Here is a 21,230-nt window from a genome sequence, read left to right as displayed (position 1 = left end):
AAGAAACATAATGAAGAAAATCGTAGTTACACTGGGCCTGTTATTAACCCTGTATACCCTGCATGCACAAACAAACGCACAACTGGACCCGAAAATCCTGACCAGCAAAAAAATAATGGACCAGTTTATGGGACTGCGCTTCGGCATGTTCATCCACTGGGGACCTGTAGCGCTCAGAGGTACGGAAATAGGCTGGTCACGGCACCGGGAAGTGCCTGCATCAGATTATGATACCCTGTATAAGGCTTTTAATCCTACAAAATTCAATGCAGAAGAATGGGTAAAAACGGCCAGAGATGCCGGTATGAAATACCTGACCATCACCGCAAAACATCACGATGGTTTTTGCCTCTGGCCCTCCGCATACACCGACTATGATATCATGTCTACTCCTTATAAAAAAGATGTAGTAGGCCAGCTGGCAAAAGCCTGCAAAAAGTATGGCATCCGGTTCTGTATATACTACTCTGTGCTGGACTGGCATCATCCACAATATCCGGTAGATAATCCATATGATACTACGGCAAAGGGTAAACGGCCCGATGCTCATATGGACCAATATGTACAATACATGAAAAACCAGCTGAAAGAACTGATCACCCATTACGATCCCTATATGCTCTGGTTTGATGGCCCCTGGGAAGCACCGTGGACAAAAGAAATGGCGCTCGACATGTATGCTTACCTCAAATCTGTGAAGAAGGACGTGATTATCAACAACCGGTTGGGAAAACAATTTGCAGGAACAGGCAGCAGCGCTGCTGTTTTCCTGGGCGACTATGACACTCCTGAACAACGCATTGGCGAACTGAACATGGACATTCTCTGGGAAACCTGCATGACGATCTGCGAACAATGGGCCTGGAAACCAAACGATCAGATGAAATCATTGCAAACCTGTATACAAACCCTGGCCAAAACTGCGGCAGCTAATGGCAACCTCCTGTTCAATGTAGGACCTATGCCGGACGGTACGATAGAACCGGCACAGGTAACCCGGTTGCATGAAATGGGACAATGGCTGAAAAAATATGGAGCAGCCATTTACAACACCCAGGCAGGCCCTTACTTGCCTGCAAAAAATTATGCTGCTACCAGAAAAGATAAAAAGATCTTCATCCACATTTTCGAAAACCCCGGCCCAACATTCACCTTGCCTGCTTTGCCAGGAGTGAACGTCAGCAAAGTATCCTTTTTAAATGGCCCTTCACTACCCTTTAAACAAAATGCAACGGCCATCAACATCACACTGCCCGCTGTATTACCTGACTTAAATGATACCGTGATTGTACTGGAAACAGATACGCCCACTATGCGCATTCCCCTTTTGAAAAAAGACCAGCAATGATTAAAAAGATAGTAGTAGAAGATGCAAGATTCCCGCTGACCGGAGGTGCAGGCAGTGATGCCATCCACCAAAACCCGGTGTATTCCTATACCGTTACCCGCTTGTATGATGATAAAGGCAACTGCGGTACCGGACTGGCATTCACCCTGGGGGCAGGTAATGAATTAGTATGTGCAGCTGCCAGATATTATGGCAATATGCTGGCAGGAAAAGAACTGAAGGCTGTCATGTCCGAATACGGTTCCTGGTTTAAAGCCATGTCCGACGAGCAACAGCTTCGCTGGCTAGGCCCGCATAAAGGGATCGTGCACCTGGCACTCGCTTCGGTGACCAATGCCTGCTATGACCTCTGGGCCAGACAACAACAGGTGCCCTTATGGCAATTGCTGCTGGACCTGCAGCCGGAACAACTGGTACAAACACTGGACCTCTCTTACCTGGAAGAAGTATTACCACGTGAAGAAGCAATCCGCATGTTAACAGACCTGCAGGCTTCCCGGAAAGAAAGGGAAAATGTTTTACAAAAAGGCTATCCGGCCTACGATACTTCTGCGGGATGGTTTAATTACGCCGACAGTCAGCTGGAAGAAAACTGTAAGCGTGCAGTTGAAAAAGGATTTGGTGCACTCAAACTCAAAGTAGGTGCTAAAGATCCGGCAACGGACATACGCAGGGCGCATATTGTCAGAAATACTGTAGGTAATGATATTAAGGTGATGGTAGATGCAAATCAGCAATGGCACCTGCCACAGGCCATCACTGTTTGTAAGGAGCTGGCGGCCATTAACCCCTACTGGATTGAAGAACCTACCCACCCCGACGATGTGCTTGCGCATAAAACACTTGCGGATGCCGTGGCGCCGCTTAAACTGGCACTGGGAGAACATGTTCCCAATAAAGTGATCTTTAAAAATTATCTGCAAACCGGATGTGCCGGATTTATACAGGTAGACGCCGTAAGAGTAGGCGGCGTTAGTGAGTTTCTGACCATCAGCCTGCTATGCAAAAAATTTGGGGTGCCGGTAGTTCCCCATGTGGGTGATATGGGGCAACTCCACCAGCACCTGGTTTTATTCAATCATATCGGCATGGGACATGAAGCCCTGTTCCTCGAACATATTCCGCACCTGCGCGCCCATTTTACAGAACCTACCATCATTGACGGTGGTTTTTACAAAACGCCACAATTGCCGGGTAGCAGCTGTGATTTAATCGTTACTAAAAATCCTGTAGGATGATTGCTACCGTGGATATCATCATCAGTAGCTGTTATGTAGCCTTCATCGTACTATTAGGCTTCTGGGCAGGCTTGTCCGGCAAAAAGGATCAAAGCCAGGCCAACCAATATTTCCTGGCCGGCAAATCCTTACGCTGGCCCATGATAGGTATGGCATTATTTGCTACCAATATTTCCTGCCTGCACCTGGTGAGCCTGGCACAAAGCGGGTTCGATACCGGGCTGATCAGTGGCAATTTTGAATGGATGGCTTCCTTTACACTCATCCTGCTGGCCATCTTTTTTGTGCCCTTTTACATACGCTCCGGTGTTGCTACTTTACCGGATTTCCTGGAACGCCGGTATAACCGCGCCTGCCGCGACTGGCTGGCAGTAGTGTCTGTGGTATCTGCAATAATCATCCATATCGCATTTTCCTTTCTGGCGGGTGGCATTGTGCTGGAAACACTGTTTGGAATCAATATGTTTACCAGCATCATCCTGATTGCGATAGTTACCGGTGCATATACCATTATAGGTGGTCTACGTGCCGTAGTGATCACAGAATCCGTACAAACCATCGTATTGCTTACAGGGGCGGTTATCATTACCATACTGTCCTGGATAAAGGTGGGTGGCTGGCAACCCATGGTACAGGTACTGCAGGAACACCAGCAAATGGACAAACTGTCCATGCTGCGTCCGGCAGGGGATCCCAGCCAGTTGCCCTGGTATGCCGTCTTCCTCGGCTATCCGGTACTGGGGATCTGGTATTGGTGTGCCGACCAGACAATTGTGCAACGGGTACTGGGTGCTAAAGATGAAAACCAGGCACGTACCGGTGTACTGTTCTGCGGGTTTATTAAAATACTGCCCGTATTTATTTTTATTCTGCCGGGATTGTTTGCCTATGTACTGTACAAACAGGGGGCGCTGGACCTGAGCGGATTACAACAGGCAGGTACAGATGGACTGAACACAAAAGGTATTTATTCCCTGATGATCACTAAACTGGTACCATCCGGACTGGTAGGCGTGCTGGTGGCGGCCTTGTTATCCGGACTGATGAGCCAGATTTCCGGTGCATTGAATGCTATTGCTGCCCTGGTGAGTTATGATCTGTATAAACGCATGAAGCCTGCTGCCACCGACAAACAACTGGTACAAACCGGACGCATTGGTGCCAGCCTGGCATTGTTGGTTGCTATCGCCTTACTGCCGTTACTCAACAAATACGAAAGCCTTTTTAATGGTATCAATGATATCATTGCTCATATCGCCCCGCCTATTACCTGCGTATTTTTGCTGGGGGTGTTCTGGAAAAAAGCTTCTGCCCGTGCGGCGCAATACACACTCTGGATAGGCTCTGCACTGGGAACGGTGGTATATATCATCAGTAAAGTGTTCCCTGCTTCCTTAATAGGTACCGTTCCTTTTATGATGATGACGTTCTATCTGTTTTGCGCATGTGTATTACTGCAGGTAATATTATCTTACAAATACCCGGTGGTACATACTGTCGTAAGTGATAAGCTCTACTGGTCACATCCCCTGGCTGCTTTTGAAATAAAGGGATGGCCCGGTATTGCCAACTATAAAGTATTGTCCGCAATATTGCTACTGGTCATGGTATTATTATATTGGTATTTCAGATAAAAATAACGGTATGAAAAAGTACTTACTGGGGTTCCTCCTGCTGAGCCATATAGGCTGCTTATCCTCCCACCAGGAAAAAACACCGGGGCAGCGATATGCTGCCATTACCGGGATAAAGCCTGATAAGATAGCCTATTACAAGTCTTTACATTCAACCCCATGGCCCGCTGTATTACGCCACCTGGAGGCATGTAATATTCATAATTATTCTATTTACCTGCGACAGATAGATACGGCCTGGTACCTCTTTAGCTACTTTGAATATACCGGAAAAGACTTTTCTGCCGACATGAAAAAAATGGGAGCTGACACCACTACGCAACGCTGGTGGAAGGAAACAGCTCCCTGTCAGCTGCCATTACCTGATGCACTGGAAAAAAACGAAACCTGGGCGCCTATGGAGGAAGTGTTTCATACAGATTGATCCGGACATCGCCTGCTGACCCAAAAATACATTTGACTATCTTACTTACGTTATGAAAAGAATAATCCTGTTGCCTGTATTGCTGTTTACTTTCGCCAATGCGTTTGCTCAAACCTCTCCGCATGATCTTCATTTTGATTCCCTGGCATCCCGCTGGGATGAAGCCATCCCGCTAGGTAATGGCATGCTGGGAGCACTGGTTTGGCAAAAAGACCAGCAGCTGCGCTTTTCGCTCGACAGGGCAGACCTGTGGGATATGCGTCCTACCAAAGGCCTGCATCGTCCGGAGTTCAGTTATCAGTGGGTAAAAAAACAGGTAGATCAAAAGGATTATAAAATTGTGCAGCAATATTTTGATGTACCTTATGACAAAGAAGCCGCACCATCAAGAATTCCGGGAGGAGCACTAGAATTTGACACCAAATCCTGGGGCGCCGTCAGCGGCGTACACCTCTCTGTAGAAAATGCGGTATGCGAAGTGAAATGGGCCAACGGCATTACCCTGAAAACATTTGTACATGCCACCCTGCCCATCGGACATTTTAAATTTGAGAATATCCCTGCAGAGATCCTACCCCAATTGATTGCACCCCAATACCAGGGTGAGGTGAAAACAAATGGCGATCCGGTGGGGGGAGATGACCTTTCCAGATTGGGGTACAAACAGGGCACTATTCAAAGGGAAGGCAACAGTATTACTTATCAGCAGGAAGGCTGGGGTGGTTTTACCTATCAGATCAATGTGCGTTGGAAAAAAACAGATCGTCATACGATGGAAGGGGTATGGAGTATTTCTTCCCGTTATCCTGAAAAACAACCAGCGCCTGCTGCAAATGTACTCACTGCCGGAGCACTGAAAAAAGGCTATGATATAAATTACAGCGCTCATCATACCTGGTGGAAGGGTTTCTGGAGCAAATCCAGCATTCATGTACCGGATAGTATCATAGAAAAACAATGGTACCTGGAGCAATATAAATTTGGGGCTGCTGCCAGAAGAGGCGCACCTCCCATCTCTTTGCAGGCCGTGTGGACAGCAGATAACGGCCGGTTACCTCCCTGGAAAGGCGACTACCATCACGACCTGAATACACAATTAAGCTACTGGCCCAGCTACTCCGGGAATCATCTGGAAGAAGGACTGTCTTACCTGGATCACCTGGACGAAAACAAAAACAATTACCTGCGCTATACCAAAATGTATTTTGATAAACCAGGACTGGCAGTACCTGGCGTAACTACCCTGGATGGTACCGAGATGGGAGGATGGATTCAATACTCCTTATCCCCTACCGTATCTGCCTGGTTAGCGCATCACTACTACCTGCAATGGCGTTATAGCATGGACAAAAACTTCCTGAAGAAAAGGGCTTATCCATGGATCAAAGCTGCGGCTGCTTTTATAGAAAATATTACCGTGAAAGATCATGCCGGGCATCGGCAACTGCCCATCAGTTCCAGCCCGGAGATCAATGACAACAGTATAGATGCCTGGTTTCCACAAAATACCAATCACGACCTGGCATTAATGAAATTCGTTACACAGGCTGCTGCTGAACTGGCTGCCGCCCTGGGATTACAACAGGAAGCTGTCCACTGGAAAAAACTAGCTGCGGAGTTTGGCGATTATGCTTTAACCTCCAATAATGAACTGATGTTTGCTCCTACCATGGCCTACAATCAATCTCAGCGGCATCTTTCCCATATGATGGCAATATATCCGCTGGGACTGGTAAAATGGGAAGATGGCGCAAGGGCACAGGCTATTATCGGCAACTCCATTCACCTGCTGGATTCAATAGGCCCGGCTAACTGGTGCGGCTATTCGTATACCTGGCTCGCCAATATGAAAGCACGTGCCAAAGATGGTGCAGGTGCTGCGAAAAGCCTAAGCATTTTCGCAAATGCATTTTGCTCTCCCAATAGTTTTCATCTGAACGGCGACCAGACAAAGTCCGGATATTCCAACTTCACCTACCGTCCTTTTACCCTCGAAGGCAATTTTGCTTTTGCGGCAGGGCTGCAGGAAATGCTGCTGCAAAGTTATGCGGGCTTTATAGAAATAATGCCGGCAGTGCCTGCCAGCTGGCAAGACCTCTCTTTTCACCAGCTGCGGGCAGAAGGTGCATTCCTGGTAGATGCTGAAAAAACAAACGGACAAGTGAAAGCAATAACCATTACTGCAGAACAGGGAGGTACCACCCGGTTAAAACTTCCCTTCCCTACCTGGCTGGTGGCATCACAGAAAGGGGTTAAGGTGGATAGTGCCACCCCTGGTTTTTTAACATTAACCTGCAAAAAAGGAGGCACTATTGTTTTAAAAAATGGGTATGAGTGAGCTAGAACCTCCGCTCTCCTACCTGCTGCCGCCACATCGCATAGTATAATCCTTTTTGCTGTAACAGTTCATCATGTGAACCTGTTTCTGCAATCAGCCCTTTTTCAAGTACGTAGATAACGTCTGCATGCATAATGGTCGATAAGCGATGCGCAATTAAGATAGTCATCTGTTCGCGGCTGTCGGATATCTCCCGGATAGTACGGGTAATATCTTCTTCTGTCAAAGAGTCCAGCGCAGAAGTAGCCTCATCAAAAATCAGTAACCGGGGTTGGCGTAATAGTGCTCTTGCAATGGAGATTCTTTGCTTTTCACCGCCAGACAACTTCATACCACTCTCGCCCAATACCGTATTTATACCATGTGAAGCTTTGGCAATTAACCCCGAGGCAGAGGCTTTCCGGAGTGCTTCCATAATCTCTTCATCTGTGGCAGCAGGCTTAACAAAGAGCATATTTTCCCGGATAGTGCCTGCATACAGCTGCGTATCCTGTGTTACAAAACCGATCTGTCTTCTTAACGGATTATACCGGATTTCCGTAGAGTAAACATCATTAAAATAAATCGTTCCGCTCACAGGGGTGTAAAGCCCTACCAGTAATTTTACCAATGTGGACTTTCCCGAGCCGGATGGCCCAACAAAGGCAATGGTTTGCCCGGTGGCTATCTCAAAAGAAATATCATCTATCGCATTATATCCGGCCGTCTTGTGCCGGAATACAACATGTTCAAACCTCAGGCTGTCCAGCGCACCTATTTCTACCGGATGCTCCGGCCGTTCTTCTACCGGCTTACTCATCAGCCGGTCAAAGTTTTTGATGGAAGCATCTACTTCCCGGTACTGCAGGATCATATTGCCCAGGTCCTGCAAAGGCACAAATATAGCAGTAGAAATAAATTGCATGGCAATCAGCTCACCGGTGCTGAGTACCTTGCGGAAGATGAGCCACAGTAAAATAAATAAGATGGATTGTTTTAACAGATTGAGTGTCGCCCCTTGTAAAAAGGATAGCATACTCACTTTCCTGGCCTTAAACATCTCCAATTCAAAAATCTTCAATGTTTGCTGATTCAACCGCCGTATTTCAGGAAAGGTGAGCCCCAGGCTTTTTACCAGCTCTATATTGCGCAGGCTTTCCGTAATTACACCGGCCTGTGCATCTGTTTGCCGGTTGATAGAACGTTGTACCGTTTTTATTTTACGGGATAATAACCCGGTCAGTGAACCTAATACCAGCACGCCAATGAAAAACACCGGGATCAGCATCCAGTTCTTGGTAATACTGTACCAGAGCAAAAAACCAGTGCCTACCAGTGAAGAAAAAAGTACGTTAATAAAAGAATTTACAAAACGCTCTGCATCTGTTTTAACCTTCTGCAAAACAGAAAGGGTGGTGCCGCTTCTGTTTTCTTCAAACTCCTGAAAAGAAAGCCGCAGGGTTTGTTTTAAGCCATCATTAAAGATATGCATCCCAAATTGCGCAACTGCCTTCCTGGTCAGAAATTCCTGGCACGATTTGAAAAACCTGGACAATAAAGCCACCGCAACAGCCAGCCCCAACCAGTAAAGCACACTTTGTATCAACGCTTTTTCAGATAGCCCGTGTGGATTAGTAGCATAATTATCCACAATCTTTCCGAAGATCAATGGGTCTACCAGGCTCAGCAATTGTGCGGCACCTGCCAGCAACAATGACCAGAAAATCAATTGCTGATGCGGCTTCAGATATTTCCATAGTGTCTTCATCGGTAGAAGATTTTAAGTAAGTACTATTCCCGCCGGATAACCAGCCGTTATACTGAAAAATACGATTAGTAATCCAATTAAACAGATCAGCAGCTGCCCCGGTACAGCAATGAATAATACTTTTTATACATGATCTGCCGGCAAACAGGCAACATTTCAAAAAAATATTGTCTTAAAGCTGTATTTTTATCTCATCTGGTCAACATATGGGGGGAAAAAGCGTACATACCGGGAATGATGATGCCATGTTGCTGAGCAAGCTAAAAGAAGGCAGTAGCGAAGCTTTCAATGCCCTCTATGACAAATACTGGCAGATAGTGTATGCCAGCGCCTTCAAACGCCTGGGCAATGTAGACCAGGCAAAAGATATTACCCAGGATTTCTTCCTGCAGCTATGGCTGAAACGCAAAGAACTACAGATCCTCCACCTTCCTGCCTATATCTACACCGCCGTACGCAACCGGGTACTGAATATACTGGAAGCAGAACAAAAATTTATCCCGGTAGCAGCACTGCTTTTGCAGGAACTACCTGCTGGTGACCAGGCAGATGCCCTCACCCTGAAAAATGAATTACTCCAAAGTTATAATACACTGGTAGATACCCTCCCTCCTGCGCGCCAGGCTATTTTCCGGCTGCGGTATAATGAAGGAGCTTCCTCAGAAGAAATTGCCCAACAGCTGAACATATCCCGAAAAACCGTGCAAAACCAACTGGGAAAAGCTCTTGCACGCCTGCGGGCCTCCCTTGCACAGGTCATTGCCTGGACCATTCTCCCCTGATCATAAAAATATTTTTATACCGGATGGGGCTTTTGTCTGCCCGGCTGTCTTATATATAAGAAGCTCAACTATCAGCTATGGACAAAGTCTATTTTCTGGACCTGTTAAAAAAATTCCGGGAGGGTACCACAACACCCGCCGAAGAACAATTTATACAGGCCTATTATGCCGCATTTGAATCACAACCGGATGTAGTGTCGTTACTGACAGCGGCAGAAAAACAACGCTTGAAAAACAATCTTCACGCCGGTATTCTGGAACAGATTGCTGCACAGGAAGATCATTTTCCTGCCGCCACAACACCTGTACGCCTATGGCTGAAAATAGCCGCTGCCATTATGATACTTGCAGGTGCCGCCACTGCGGGCTTCTTACTGCTTCGTACGCCTCCTGCAGTAAAAACTGTGGTACAATCACGTAAAGTACAACCCGCATCAGAAAACAATTTTATACAACTACCGGATGGCAGTACCGTGATCGTAAGCCCTGGCAGCAAACTGGAATACCCGGCCTCTTTTGACGGACAACCCAAAAGGGAAGTCTACCTGGAAGGAAAAGCCCTTTTCCAGGTAGACCATCAATCTGTACAGCCCTTTGTTGTACATACCGGCAACGTGCAAACAACTGTGCTGGGCACCTCTTTCGAAATCAGGGCCATGCCAGGGATGAAAGACATCACTGTAACAGTGATAAAAGGAAAAGTACAGGTAGCCCATGACGCCAAAACGCTGGGCATCCTTTCTGCCAATGAACAAATAATATATAACACCAGCAATAAAGAACATCACCAGCTACAACTAGATGCTAAGGCACAGGTTGCCTGGCAGGCAGAAGATCTCTTTTTTGATGATGTGACCATGCAATATGCTGCCAGACTACTGGAAGAACGGTTTCAGGTAACCGTATCTATCACTGATGAAAAGCTGCAATCCAGCAGGTTTTCTACCACCTTCGCCAAAGAAGAAAGTCTGGAACAGGTGTTGAATAGTATCTGTACGTTTAATAACGCAGCATACCGCATCGATAAAGCACAGAAAACAGTTATTATTTATTCGAGATAAGTACAACCAAAGTCATGTTAAGAAATAATATCAACCAACCGCCGTAAACAAAAAACCTCTGCAGCCGGCCTTATAAGGGAATATAAGGAACACCGCAGAGGCAACCGTCTTTTTCAACGGGAATTGAAAAAGACTGGTTTAAAGTTTCAAAAGCCCGCAGTAACGGGAGCTTTCTTCACCTTGCAACAACTAAATTATGAATTTTTCTGCACTCGCGGCAGAAAGCGGACGTGCTTTCTATACGCTGGTCTCTGCACCTTTCTTTTATCGATGTATGCGTATTTCACTAATCATCTGCTGCGTTGTAACACTCTCTGCCCAGCTGCTATCAGCTGCTTCCGCAGAAGCCCAGCATATTGACAGGCAGGTAGTACAGCTGGAGCTGGAAAATGAATCGCTGCTGGACGCTTTTAAGAAAATTGAAAGTCAAACTCATTTCCGCTTCATGTACCGGAAAGCTGATATCAGCCATATCCGGCACCTTTCCCTGCCTGCCGGCAGCCAGTATTTGTCTGCAGTGCTGGAACAACTGCTCGCTCCGGCTTCCCTCTCCTTTCGCCAGGTAGAGAATAAAATTCTGATTCAGCCGATAGATCCGGCTATAGCCACTTTTCCTGTGGCAGATACGCTGCCGTCCATTTCCGGCCGGGTAACAGGGGATGATGGCAATCCTGTAATCGGTGCGTCTGTGGTAGTAAAAGGTACCAGGAAGGGCGCCATCACCAATACAGATGGACAGTTCTTTATCCGGGAAATACCTGCTGATGCCGTACTGATCATTACCTCCTTAGGCTACCAGCAAACAGAGCAGGCGGTGAATAACCGGAATAATCTGACCATACAACTCCCGCTGCAAACCGGGGGAGCCAGACTGAACGAAGTAGTGGTGGTAGGTTATGGTACCCAACAGAAAAAAGAAATTTCCGGCTCTATCTCCAAAGTAGGCGCCCTGAAACCGGAAGAGAATGTGGTCAGCAACCCTATCAGTGCACTGCAAGGCCGGGTGGCCGGGCTGTCAGTTACCAACACTGGTGCTTCTCCCGGTGCTATGCCCAACTTCTACATCCGTGGGTTGCAAACCACACAAAGTAATGTGACCGGCAGTGGCTCCAACCCCCTGATTGTAGTAGACGGATTAGTGATCGATGCGGGCCCGGAAGGGGATGATGCCAACTTCAGCATGCTTAACATGAACCCACAGGATATTGCATCCATAGAGGTATTGAAAGATGCTGCGTCTGCTGCTATCTATGGTGCCAGAGGTGCACAGGGCGTCATTCTGATTACTACCAAAAGAGGAACTTTCGGTGCGAAGCCTGTTGTAACCGTCAACAGCTACTGGGGAGCTGCTACCGCCCGCTTAAGTTATAAACCACTGAACAAGGCCCAATACGCGATGATGTTTACCGAAGCAAGGCAAAACCGCATTGGCGATATCAACCGCCTCCTGGCTACTAATGGCCTGCCTCCCAACCGGATCGCTGAGCTGAATGGTGAAAAGGAATTACTGGATCTCCAGATTAATCAACTGGAAATGGGTCCCGATGATATCAACTGGCTTAACAGAATGGTACCCAACCATGGTGCTATCAGCAATATACAAGCCAGTGTGAGCGGTGGTAGTAATCAAACTACCTACTACCTCTCCTTCGGAAAATACGGGGAAGCTGCTGCTAACGGTATCGGACGTATGGACCGCTACTCCACCAAACTGGCGCTTACCCAAAAAGTAAACCGGTGGCTTAAAGCAGGGGCGGACATCAGTATCTCCAAAGTCCTGAAAAAAGATATCATGGAAGCAATCAATGCGGGTATTACTGCCCGCCCTGATACGCCCGATTCTTTAAAAATCAATCCGGATGGTACCTGGGGATACTGGTATGGCTACCAGGAACACCCTTACGGCGCGCTTCATATGTATCATAAAAATGAGAAGGACAACTGGAACTATACCGGAAATGCCTTTGGTGAAGCAACGATCAGTAAAAACTTTTCCTTTCGCTCTATGATCGCCGGCTCCAGAAGCGAAACAGTGCAGGAGTATTTCATGTCACCTTTCAGCTATGGCGGACAGTCCGTACAAGGTGATTATGTTAATCAGGGAAGCAGTGGTATCCGCTACACCCTCAACAACCTCCTCACCTACCGTTTCAGCTATGAAAAGCTCCGGGCAGATGTTTTACTGGGACAGGAATTTACCGGCAACCAATACAGAACCACTGCCAATAACTACCAGAATTTCCCACTGGTGGAAAGATTGTGGGAACCTGGTAACGGCAGCGTAGCTACGAACTACTATATGGGTAGTAACCGCTTTTATGAGGATTACTCAGAATCCTACTTCCTCCGTTCCAATATGACCTATCAGGACAAATACCTGTTGAGCTTCAGCCTCCGCCGGGATGGTTCTTCAAAATTGAAAAACAACCGTTATGCCTGGTTCCCTGCAGTGTCTGGTGGATGGATCGTTTCGGAATCTCCTTTCCTTAAAGACAATCCACTGCTGAGTTACCTGAAAATCAGGACCAGTTATGGTATTACCGGTAATATACGCCCACTGGGACTTTATGATACCTATGACCTGGTAAACAGCGTCCAGTATCTCAACCGCCCTGCATTAAGACTGCATACTTTTCTGGGCAACCCTGATATTAAATGGGAACGTACCCGTCAGAATGATATCGGGCTGGAAACACGGCTGTTTAAAGATAAACTCAGCCTGACCGTAGAATACTATATCAAAAAAACAGATGGCCTCCTCACCAGCCGCCAGATTCCCTATTCCAGCGGTGGTTATCTTTCACAACGGGTAAACCTCGGTGCAATGGAAAACAAAGGTGTGGATATTGCCATTTCTTACAGCAATCAGCCGGCCACAAACAATGCGCTTAAATGGGAAGTAAGCGCAGTAGCGAATATCAACCGTAATAAAGTAACACAGCTGCGCGACAGCATCATGGGATTTGGGGTATACTATCCCGGGAGCCCACAGGGATACATAAAGATAGGACAGCCATTAGGCTTGCTGCAACTGTTTAACTCCCTTGGGGTGGATCCGCAAACCGGTGATCTGATCTACGAAGACAGAAACAAAGACGGGATTATTAATCAGCAGGACATGATCTATGTACCTGTGGCGCAACCCAAGGTAACCGGTGGATTCACCGTAGACCTTAGCTGGAAAGGCTTTAACCTGAACAGCCAGCTGGCATTTAACCTGGGCAACAAGATCTATAATTTCAGTGAGCAGGCTGCACGTACTTACGATTTTGATATTAATACCGGTGTAATGAATAATAAACCCGACTGGGTACTGGATCGCTGGCAAAAGCCGGGAGATAACAGTTACTATCCCCGTGCAGTGGTAGGGCCACATGGTGCCGGACAAACCAACAGCTGGAATGTGGAGCCATCCACACATTACCTTTTCAGTGGCTCCTATCTGCGCCTGCGGAATGTCACCTTTGCCTACAACCTGCCATCTTTTATCATCAAAAGAGCAGGCATGTCACAGGTACGCCTGTATGTAGCCGCACAGAATCTGCTCACTATCAAGGATAAACGGCTGCGGGCAGATGATCCGGAACAAGCATTGGAAACAGGGGTACAACAAAACGTATCTCCGCTGCCGCGCTCTTTTTCCGCAGGTTTTGATGTAAGATTTTAGTTCACCACAAATTACGCACACATGTTTCTCGACTATAAAAAGATCATACTATTTGCAGGCCTGACAGGTTTGTTTGCCTGCGGAAAATACCTCGACCGGCCCACTCCTGACCAGGCTATCGGAAAAGGGCAGATAACCGCCGGAGATATTCCATTATTACTGAATGGCGCCTACAAGAGTTTGCCAGGCACCTGGCCTCCGCAGTCCTATCCGATGATGGATATTTACAGTGATGATATTATCTCCGTCCAGGGAGGTAATCCGGCACAATTTAACCCGCAGGCATATGAGGCCTGCAATCCTCTCCCCTCCGATGGGTTTGGGATTGGCAGAAATTACAGTGCTGCTTACACCGCTATTGGCAATGCCAATTTGATTATCAGTTTCATTCGCAGCCATCCTTCCCCTTCTCTGAATCAGGCTATGGGCGAAGCATTGACTATCCGGGCCAATGGCTATCTGGTACTGGTGGAAATGCATGGAGGCGTAGTTATTACCCTGGAGAATGAAACAGATATTGATAAGATCCGTAAGCCAAAGAGTACTGAACAGGAAGTGTATGATGCTATCATCAATGACCTCACAGCCGCTATTCCGTTGCTGAATGATTTCAGTACCCCTGAGGCTGCTTCCAAACAGGCAGCAGAGCAATTGCTGGCCAGAGTATACCTCCAAAGGGGGAAATATAAGGAAGCCGGAGACCTGGCCATAAAGGTAATAGGCGCCGGCAACCGTACGCTTTCACAGGGCACCTTCTCCAACATCTTCCGATTCAACAGCCCTACGCAGGAAATGATCTGGTATATGGCAGAAGGCCCGCTGACCTCCGCATACGACCGGTACGGACTATTCTCCCTGTACAGCCCGGGGGCGCCTTTCAGGGGTAATGGTACCGGCTTTACCTGGATGGATGACAACCTGGCTGATGCATATGAGGCTACTGATACCCGCAGACAGGTAGTACGCAAACAAATGAATAATGCGATTGGCCGTGAAGTGAATTACCTCCTGAAATATTCTACCGATACCCTTCAGGCGGCAGGGAATGCTTTTGCTATTTATCCACTGCTACGTATCAGTGAAGCATACCTGATTGCAGCAGAAGCTGCTGCCCGGCAAGGGAGCGTAGACCTTACTTATTTTAATGCCCTTCGCAAAGCCAGGAACGCAAGTGTTAAAACCAATACAGATTTTCCTACGCCTGCTGCCTTCCTGAAAGGCATCGAACAGGAAAGACGGCTGGAACTGGTAGGCGAAGGTCGCCGCTGGCAGGATATGCGCAGATTTAATACCGCCCTTGGATTCCTTCAGTCAAAAGGCAGAGATAAAACAAGATTGTACTTCCCGTTTACTACAACAGAATTGTTGCGCAACAATAAACTGGTACAAAATGAAGGCTATTAAGATCCTTGTCATACTCCTCGTTTGTAGGAATGCCCATGCACAGGAGTATACACTAAACGCATTTATTGACGGGCTAACGGATGGGCCGGTATACCTCTACCGGGATGATAAAACAGATACCTCCTTTTCAAAGCATGGACACTTTACTTTTAAAGGGAAGGTACCACATCCGCAGGAAGCTTTCCTGGGCTTTACGGATAAAAGCAACTTTTCCTTCTTTCTTGAAAATCAGCCTATCCGTATAACAGGCCAAAAGAAAGCTTTGGAGCAATTGAAAATTACTGGTGGAAAAACCCAGCAGGAATACAATGCTTACAAGCAATTACTTCAACCGGTAACTGATAAGATAGCTCCTTTATACGATCTCCTGCAAAAGGAAAAGGAAAAAAAGGACAGCATTTTTGAAGTAGTGCAGCGCATCATGGATACAGCATATTATCCACTTTCCACTGCTTTTGTCAAACAACATCCCGACAGTTATGTGAGCTTGTATAAACTGAAAGAGTTGCTCTACAGCAAACCCGTATCTGAAATAGAACCAGCCTTTGCCGGATTATCATCCCGGCTGCGGAATTCCGCAGCCGGCCGGCAGATGCAACATGAATTTGATCAGATACATCTGACAGCACCCGGAAAACCAGCCATTGATTTTACCATGAATACCCCCGAAGGGAAGCCGGTAACACTCTCTTCCTTCCGGGGGAGTTATGTATTGCTGGATTTCTGGGCCAGCTGGTGCGGCCCCTGCAGGAAAGAAAATCCTGCCTTAAAAAAAGCGTATGAGCGCTTCCGTGGTAGTAATTTTCAGATACTGGCTGTATCGCTGGACAAAGATTCCAGCGCCTGGGTAAAAGCAATTACAATAGATCAATTACCCTGGCACCACGTGGCAGATCTTAAAATATGGAAAAATGCAGCCGCACAGCTATATAACGTAAAAAGTATTCCGGCCAACTTCCTGATCAGCCCGGATGGCATTATCCTGGCAAAAAACCTGAATGGGGAAGCCCTGGAAGAAAAGCTGGCAACATTGATCAAATAATGATTTCCCAATGTATAAAGGTGCCGGCAAAAGCATTTGCTTTACCGGCACCTTTACAATTTATCCACCGCCCATTCGCTTTATCACGCATTCAATCCACCGTCCATCAGGATATTTTCACCATTGATATATGCTCCTGCTGTGGAAGCCAATAGCACCACCAACCCTTTAATATCATCTGTATTGGCCATACGGCCCAAAGGTACCTTCTTGCAATAATTCTCCAGAAAACGTGCCGGCTGATGATTAAAAAATCCACCCGGACTGATACAGTTTACCCGTATCTGCTTTCCTGCCAATACCCTTGCCATATAACGGGTGAGGTTAATCAACCCTGCATTATGAAAAAAGTAATCAGGCGGAGGGGTTCCCATATCCGTGCCTTCATAATTAGAAAGGTCAGGGCCAAACATCCCCATCATAGAAGCGATATTGATGATACTGCCACCATTGCCTTGTTGCATTAAATCAGCCATTTCCCGTAAAATATCCATCATCCCCGTGGCATTTACCTGCATCGATTCACTGAAGTGTGCTAACGGAGCATCATAGCTGCGCATAGGCCGTGCCACAGCATTATTGACAAAAATATCCAGTTGCCCGAATGTGTCCTGTATCTTTCTTTTAAGCGCCATCACAGAGGCGGTATTACCCTGGTCTACCTGCAGGGCATGCACCTCTAATCCCTTCTCCTTAAAAACTGCTGCGGTAGCTGTCCCAACCACAATATCACGGGAGGCAGTAATTACTGTAGCTCCTGCTTCCGCAAGCCCTTCCACCATGCATTTACCATAATTGCCCGATCCACCGGTTACCAGTGCCACTTTACCATTAAGACTAAACAGTTCCCTGATATGCATACAATATTTTTTTACAGATAAATAGTTTTCCCTTCACTTTCCAGGCTTTCGCGGGCAGCTATCAAAGTACGGATAATACGCTCCGTTTTTTCAAATGCCAGACGGGAACTTCCCTGCTGCACCGAACGTACAAATTCAATAATGTTATTTCTGAACATCGCATACCAGTTCTTATATTCAATCAGACGCCATCCATCCTTTCCGAACAAAGAAAGCTGGAAGGTGAGCGAAATATCCATGTACATATGTATCATCACCTGAAAGTCATTTTCAAAGGTGATCTGCACACTATCCTTTCCTTCCTTGCCAATATGTTTCACTGCTACCGGGCGAGGGTCATCCAACAATGCAAACAAGGCCTCCAGCATATGTACGCCATATTTAGGCCAGTCTTTTTTCCCTACAGCCGTTGCAAATTGCAATGCCCCCAGCGCTGCCATCTCCATTTTTACCGCTCCTGCTTCGCTGCTATAACGCATGGAAGAACAAGACATAATGAATCTGCCCATGGCGTGCTGTGCTGCAAACCAATCCATATCTGCAGTAGTTATTGCAAGTGGCTTATCAATAAAGATGGGAATACCAGCATCCAGGAATGGCCGTGCCATCGCTACATGCTGCTCCGGATCATCACGGGATAAAATCACCGCATCTACTTTCCCTATCATATCTTCCAGCTGAGGTACTACATGGGCAATACCGGTAGCTGCGGCAATACTCTCCGCAATTTGCACATCCTGTGCCCATACGTGTGTTACCTGTGCATTATCTATCCCCAATGTATTCTTGTTGGCCTGCAGGTAAGCCGTAACTCCGGGATATCCTACACGTATGATCTCGGCGCCATCAAAAAAACCATTGATGATAGCCGACCAGGAATAAGGGTGGGCGTTTCCCGGACTCATACCTATGATGCCTATTTTTGTGGTCATATTGTTTTATTTATGGTAGCCAGCCCATTTGATGCCAATGATGCAGATTCAGGAATTCAGGATCAGGGTAGGCCAGTTCCCTGGCCCGGTCTATAATAGCTGCAGGAGGTACCGGCCCTGCTGCTGTCTTCACCGCCTGCTGCAGATAAATACTACGGTCAATGCCTACCAATATGGAAGACACCGCATCAAAAGACAATGCAAATCGGGTAGCTAATCCCGGCAGGTCCATCGCACTATCTTTAAGCAGCTCATTATATCCGGCAATGTGATGGGCCACTTTATCCAATGCCGGATGTAATTGTTTGGCCCGGTCGCTCAACAGCCCTTTACACAAAACAGAACGTACCACTATTGCAGTTCCCTGTTCCTCCGCTGCTGCAAAATGTACTGCCTGCCGCTGGTCCAAAAGGTTAAAAGGCAATTGTATTACTTCCCAGATACCGGCTTTAAGTGCCAGCGCTGTTTCTTTCGGGGTATAAACAGAAAGCCCTATGGCACGTACCACACCCGACTGCTGCAATCCGGAAAAAACGGCTGCAATCGTTGGATTAGCCAGGATCTCTGCATCCCCATAATGCAGCATATATACGTCCAGATAATCTGTTTGCAAAGATGCCAGGCTCTCTTGCAGTGAGGTATGAATAAGTTGTTTCAATACATTGTCGGGAGGTAGCTTGCCTGCCACATCCCGCAAATGCCGACACTTGGAACACAGTACTACCGACTGGCGCCTGTCATGGAAAGCCTTCCCCATAATCTGTTCACTATTGCCATACATACGTGCGGTATCAAAAAAATTAATCCCTCCATCCAACGCTTCATGCAATAGTGCTATCGCTGCTGTTTCCGGCAGCATATCCGCTTCAGAATTTACCCCTATACCATAAGGCATCCCTATCTCCACACCTCCAAAGGCTATTTCCGAAACCTGGATCCCTGTAGACCCCAATGCCTTTTTTTTCATGTCCGTTTGTACATTCCGGTTATTTACTGTTGTGCCTTGCTGCTGCAAATTTTTCCTGCAGCTCATTACAATACTGGCTCATCCCCACTACATCCGCACCTACATTTACAAACTGATAGCCCATAGCGATAAAATCAGGCAAATGTTGTATCCCGCCAGAGGTAGCGGCAAACTTGCCATATTTACGGGCCACTTCTGCTACCTTCTTACGGGCAGCGATCAGATCCGGATGCGTCCAGTTGCCCGGCGCTCCTATACTCTGACTAAAATCACCTGGCCCGAAAAAAAGCATGTCATACCCCTCCAATGCAGCAATCTCTTCCAATTCATCCATGGCTGCTACATCTTCTATCTGCAGGGCTATAAATTTCTGTTCATTGGAGTGACGCAAATAATCCTGGAAATCCATCCTGGTATAGGCACCATCGGCGCTGCCACCATCAATAGCACGCTGCCCCAACGGATGGAAGCGTGCCATTTCAACCACTTTCCTGGCATCTTCCACTCCCATCACATGTGGTACCAATATACCGGTAGCATCCATTTCCAGCGGCTTTATATAATCGCTGTAGCTACCTCTCGGCACCCTCACCATCAGGTCGGTATTTTGCGCTTTAGTAGCCCAGGTATGTGCGGCTACTACAGACCAATCCTGCGCCAGGTGCTCCCGGTCTACCCAAAGACAGTCAAATCCTGACATAGCGGCCAATTCTGATGCCTGTGCATCTCCAAAATTTATCTTCAGACAACTTACCACTTCTCCGGCCCGCAACTTTTGCAGTACCCGGCTGTTTCTCATTTTCATATGGAATACATTTATACTTATTACTGGTATCTGCGATTACACCTACCGTCCTTCCCGTGATAATATCCTCCTCTTTGCATTCGCTGCTGCTACCTGCACATCCAGCACTTCGTCGGCCAACAACTGCTTTAATAAAAGCTGGTCATCCTTCATCGAGCCACGTAGGGATAATGCTTCTGCTACTTCATAACGCATACCTGCGGCACCTGCCAATGCAGTTAAAAGTACCTTCCTCGCAGCTGTACTATCTTCTGGCAATGCATGCACATACCAGGCACTCCATACATACACACTGTTTGCATCATTCGCGGGAATGCGACTAGCGCATTTTTTCAATAACTCATAAGTAGATGGCCGGATCTTATCCATAAAACGTAGTGCATACCCGGCATAACGGTATGCCAGCGGATCAGCTGCATTCAGCATAGTAGCTAATGCAGCCTCATCCTCTGCTGTTCCGGAATTGGATAATGTCCACAATGCCATCAGCTTAAAGCCCGTCTCTCCATCCAACGCCAACTTACGGATTTCTGGTAATGGCTTTTTGTATCCCAGCTTAGCCAGGCTTTCCAATGCTACCAATCGCTCAATAGTACTATCTGCCGTTAAAAACAGCTTTACAATCTGGTCTAAAAAGGGAGCCTGCCGCTCCTTATCCTGCTGATATAATTTTGCCAGTACTCTGGCAGCACCTATCTGCTCTCTACCAGTGCCTCCTTCAAATACCGGTAAAAAAACAGTGGCTATTCCTTCCGGATAGTTATTATTTATTAACGCTTCGGCAGCATGTACCTTTACAAAAAAAGAACCGGCCTCCTGCATCGCATTTCTTAATAAGTTAACACATGTTTCATCTGCTGCCGTTTGTACTACAGCAGGAAAAGGAGGATACACCTCCATACCTGCAGGACTGAGATTACCTGATAACATCATACTTAAAAAAACAGTACCCATTCCTGGAATAATCATGAGCAATAACTT

Annotated in this window: 16 protein-coding genes; 10 read left to right on the top strand and 6 right to left on the bottom strand. The window is 47.0% G+C overall.

What is annotated here, in order from left to right:
- Positions 1–10: 10 nt before the first annotated feature.
- Genes ABR189_RS01615 through ABR189_RS01595 form a run of 5 tightly spaced genes read left to right on the top strand, consistent with a single transcriptional unit; the run spans position 11 to position 6,982 of the window.
- Positions 11–1,348 carry an alpha-L-fucosidase gene (locus ABR189_RS01615; protein ID WP_354658689.1) on the top strand — a complete coding sequence of 446 codons (1,338 nt, stop codon included), beginning with the start codon at positions 11–13 and terminating at the stop codon, positions 1,346–1,348.
- On the top strand, positions 1,345–2,586 hold the full coding sequence (locus ABR189_RS01610) for an enolase C-terminal domain-like protein (protein ID WP_354658688.1): 1,242 nt from the start codon (positions 1,345–1,347) through the stop codon (positions 2,584–2,586). Before ABR189_RS01615 ends, ABR189_RS01610 begins: the two co-directional genes overlap by 4 nt.
- Positions 2,583–4,220, top strand: coding sequence for a sodium:solute symporter (locus ABR189_RS01605; RefSeq protein WP_354658687.1), 1,638 nt, complete (start codon positions 2,583–2,585; stop codon positions 4,218–4,220). The genes ABR189_RS01610 and ABR189_RS01605 overlap by 4 nt, the downstream gene beginning before the upstream one ends.
- Positions 4,221–4,230: 10 nt before the next feature.
- Positions 4,231–4,644 carry an L-rhamnose mutarotase gene (locus ABR189_RS01600; RefSeq protein ID WP_354658686.1) on the top strand — a complete coding sequence of 138 codons (414 nt, stop codon included), beginning with the start codon at positions 4,231–4,233 and terminating at the stop codon, positions 4,642–4,644.
- 52 nt (positions 4,645–4,696) lie between these two features.
- The gene (locus ABR189_RS01595; RefSeq protein WP_354658685.1) at positions 4,697–6,982 is read left to right on the top strand and encodes a glycosyl hydrolase family 95 catalytic domain-containing protein; all 2,286 of its coding nucleotides are present in this window, start codon (positions 4,697–4,699) and stop codon (positions 6,980–6,982) included.
- Position 6,983: 1 nt separating this feature from the next.
- Here ABR189_RS01595 and ABR189_RS01590 read toward each other — a convergent pair whose 3' ends face one another.
- A complete protein-coding gene (locus tag ABR189_RS01590) occupies positions 6,984–8,729 on the bottom strand; it encodes an ABC transporter ATP-binding protein (protein ID WP_354658684.1) in 1,746 nt (581 codons plus the stop codon).
- A gap of 206 nt (positions 8,730–8,935) precedes the next feature.
- Between ABR189_RS01590 and ABR189_RS01585 the strand changes: the two genes are divergently transcribed.
- From ABR189_RS01585 to ABR189_RS01565, 5 genes are all read left to right on the top strand, one after another.
- Positions 8,936–9,511 (top strand): RNA polymerase sigma factor, encoded by a 576-nt coding sequence (locus ABR189_RS01585; RefSeq protein WP_354658683.1) that lies wholly within the window; start codon positions 8,936–8,938, stop codon positions 9,509–9,511.
- A gap of 77 nt (positions 9,512–9,588) precedes the next feature.
- A complete protein-coding gene (locus ABR189_RS01580) occupies positions 9,589–10,572 on the top strand; it encodes a FecR family protein (protein WP_354658682.1) in 984 nt (327 codons plus the stop codon).
- Between the two features lie 196 nt (positions 10,573–10,768).
- Positions 10,769–14,239, top strand: a complete 3,471-nt coding sequence (locus ABR189_RS01575; protein ID WP_354658681.1) for a SusC/RagA family TonB-linked outer membrane protein — start codon at positions 10,769–10,771, stop codon at positions 14,237–14,239.
- Between the two features lie 21 nt (positions 14,240–14,260).
- On the top strand, positions 14,261–15,643 hold the full coding sequence (locus tag ABR189_RS01570) for a RagB/SusD family nutrient uptake outer membrane protein (RefSeq protein WP_354658680.1): 1,383 nt from the start codon (positions 14,261–14,263) through the stop codon (positions 15,641–15,643).
- Positions 15,630–16,685, top strand: coding sequence for a redoxin domain-containing protein (locus ABR189_RS01565; RefSeq protein ID WP_354658679.1), 1,056 nt, complete (start codon positions 15,630–15,632; stop codon positions 16,683–16,685). The genes ABR189_RS01570 and ABR189_RS01565 overlap by 14 nt, the downstream gene beginning before the upstream one ends.
- A gap of 83 nt (positions 16,686–16,768) precedes the next feature.
- Here ABR189_RS01565 and ABR189_RS01560 read toward each other — a convergent pair whose 3' ends face one another.
- Genes ABR189_RS01560 through ABR189_RS01540 form a run of 5 tightly spaced genes read right to left on the bottom strand, consistent with a single transcriptional unit; the run spans position 16,769 to position 21,218 of the window.
- Entirely contained in the window at positions 16,769–17,545 is a 777-nt protein-coding gene (locus ABR189_RS01560; RefSeq protein ID WP_354658678.1) for an SDR family oxidoreductase, read from the bottom strand.
- 11 nt (positions 17,546–17,556) lie between these two features.
- Positions 17,557–18,477: a Gfo/Idh/MocA family oxidoreductase gene (locus tag ABR189_RS01555; protein WP_354658677.1), complete on the bottom strand. Its 921-nt coding sequence runs from the start codon at positions 18,475–18,477 to the stop codon at positions 17,557–17,559.
- A gap of 10 nt (positions 18,478–18,487) precedes the next feature.
- Positions 18,488–19,444, bottom strand: coding sequence for an aldo/keto reductase (locus ABR189_RS01550; protein WP_354658676.1), 957 nt, complete (start codon positions 19,442–19,444; stop codon positions 18,488–18,490).
- Positions 19,445–19,463: 19 nt separating this feature from the next.
- On the bottom strand, positions 19,464–20,249 hold the full coding sequence (locus tag ABR189_RS01545; protein ID WP_354658675.1) for an HpcH/HpaI aldolase family protein: 786 nt from the start codon (positions 20,247–20,249) through the stop codon (positions 19,464–19,466).
- Between the two features lie 42 nt (positions 20,250–20,291).
- Positions 20,292–21,218, bottom strand: a complete 927-nt coding sequence (locus ABR189_RS01540) for a HEAT repeat domain-containing protein (protein ID WP_354658673.1) — start codon at positions 21,216–21,218, stop codon at positions 20,292–20,294.
- Positions 21,219–21,230 lie beyond the last annotated feature (12 nt).

The sequence above is a fragment of the Chitinophaga sp. H8 genome (assembly GCF_040567655.1).
Lineage (GTDB): Bacteria > Bacteroidota > Bacteroidia > Chitinophagales > Chitinophagaceae > Chitinophaga > Chitinophaga defluvii.
The sequence above is the reverse complement of the archived record's forward strand: the minus strand, read 5'-3'. Positions and strand labels throughout refer to the sequence as shown.

What these genes read in the sequence shown, in the direction of transcription:
- ABR189_RS01605 (WP_354658687.1), top strand. Translation starts at nt 2,583, where the DNA reads ATGATTGCTACCGTGGATATCATCATCAGTAGCTGTTATGTAGCCTTC.
- ABR189_RS01540 (WP_354658673.1), bottom strand. Translation starts at nt 21,218, where the DNA reads ATGATTATTCCAGGAATGGGTACTGTTTTTTTAAGTATGATGTTATCA.
- ABR189_RS01570 (WP_354658680.1), top strand. Translation starts at nt 14,261, where the DNA reads ATGTTTCTCGACTATAAAAAGATCATACTATTTGCAGGCCTGACAGGT.
- ABR189_RS01550 (WP_354658676.1), bottom strand. Translation starts at nt 19,444, where the DNA reads ATGAAAAAAAAGGCATTGGGGTCTACAGGGATCCAGGTTTCGGAAATA.
- ABR189_RS01560 (WP_354658678.1), bottom strand. Translation starts at nt 17,545, where the DNA reads ATGCATATCAGGGAACTGTTTAGTCTTAATGGTAAAGTGGCACTGGTA.
- ABR189_RS01590 (WP_354658684.1), bottom strand. Translation starts at nt 8,729, where the DNA reads ATGAAGACACTATGGAAATATCTGAAGCCGCATCAGCAATTGATTTTC.
- ABR189_RS01580 (WP_354658682.1), top strand. Translation starts at nt 9,589, where the DNA reads ATGGACAAAGTCTATTTTCTGGACCTGTTAAAAAAATTCCGGGAGGGT.
- ABR189_RS01545 (WP_354658675.1), bottom strand. Translation starts at nt 20,249, where the DNA reads ATGAAAATGAGAAACAGCCGGGTACTGCAAAAGTTGCGGGCCGGAGAA.
- ABR189_RS01595 (WP_354658685.1), top strand. Translation starts at nt 4,697, where the DNA reads ATGAAAAGAATAATCCTGTTGCCTGTATTGCTGTTTACTTTCGCCAAT.
- ABR189_RS01615 (WP_354658689.1), top strand. Translation starts at nt 11, where the DNA reads ATGAAGAAAATCGTAGTTACACTGGGCCTGTTATTAACCCTGTATACC.
- ABR189_RS01610 (WP_354658688.1), top strand. Translation starts at nt 1,345, where the DNA reads ATGATTAAAAAGATAGTAGTAGAAGATGCAAGATTCCCGCTGACCGGA.
- ABR189_RS01600 (WP_354658686.1), top strand. Translation starts at nt 4,231, where the DNA reads ATGAAAAAGTACTTACTGGGGTTCCTCCTGCTGAGCCATATAGGCTGC.
- ABR189_RS01575 (WP_354658681.1), top strand. Translation starts at nt 10,769, where the DNA reads ATGAATTTTTCTGCACTCGCGGCAGAAAGCGGACGTGCTTTCTATACG.
- ABR189_RS01565 (WP_354658679.1), top strand. Translation starts at nt 15,630, where the DNA reads ATGAAGGCTATTAAGATCCTTGTCATACTCCTCGTTTGTAGGAATGCC.
- ABR189_RS01555 (WP_354658677.1), bottom strand. Translation starts at nt 18,477, where the DNA reads ATGACCACAAAAATAGGCATCATAGGTATGAGTCCGGGAAACGCCCAC.
- ABR189_RS01585 (WP_354658683.1), top strand. Translation starts at nt 8,936, where the DNA reads ATGGGGGGAAAAAGCGTACATACCGGGAATGATGATGCCATGTTGCTG.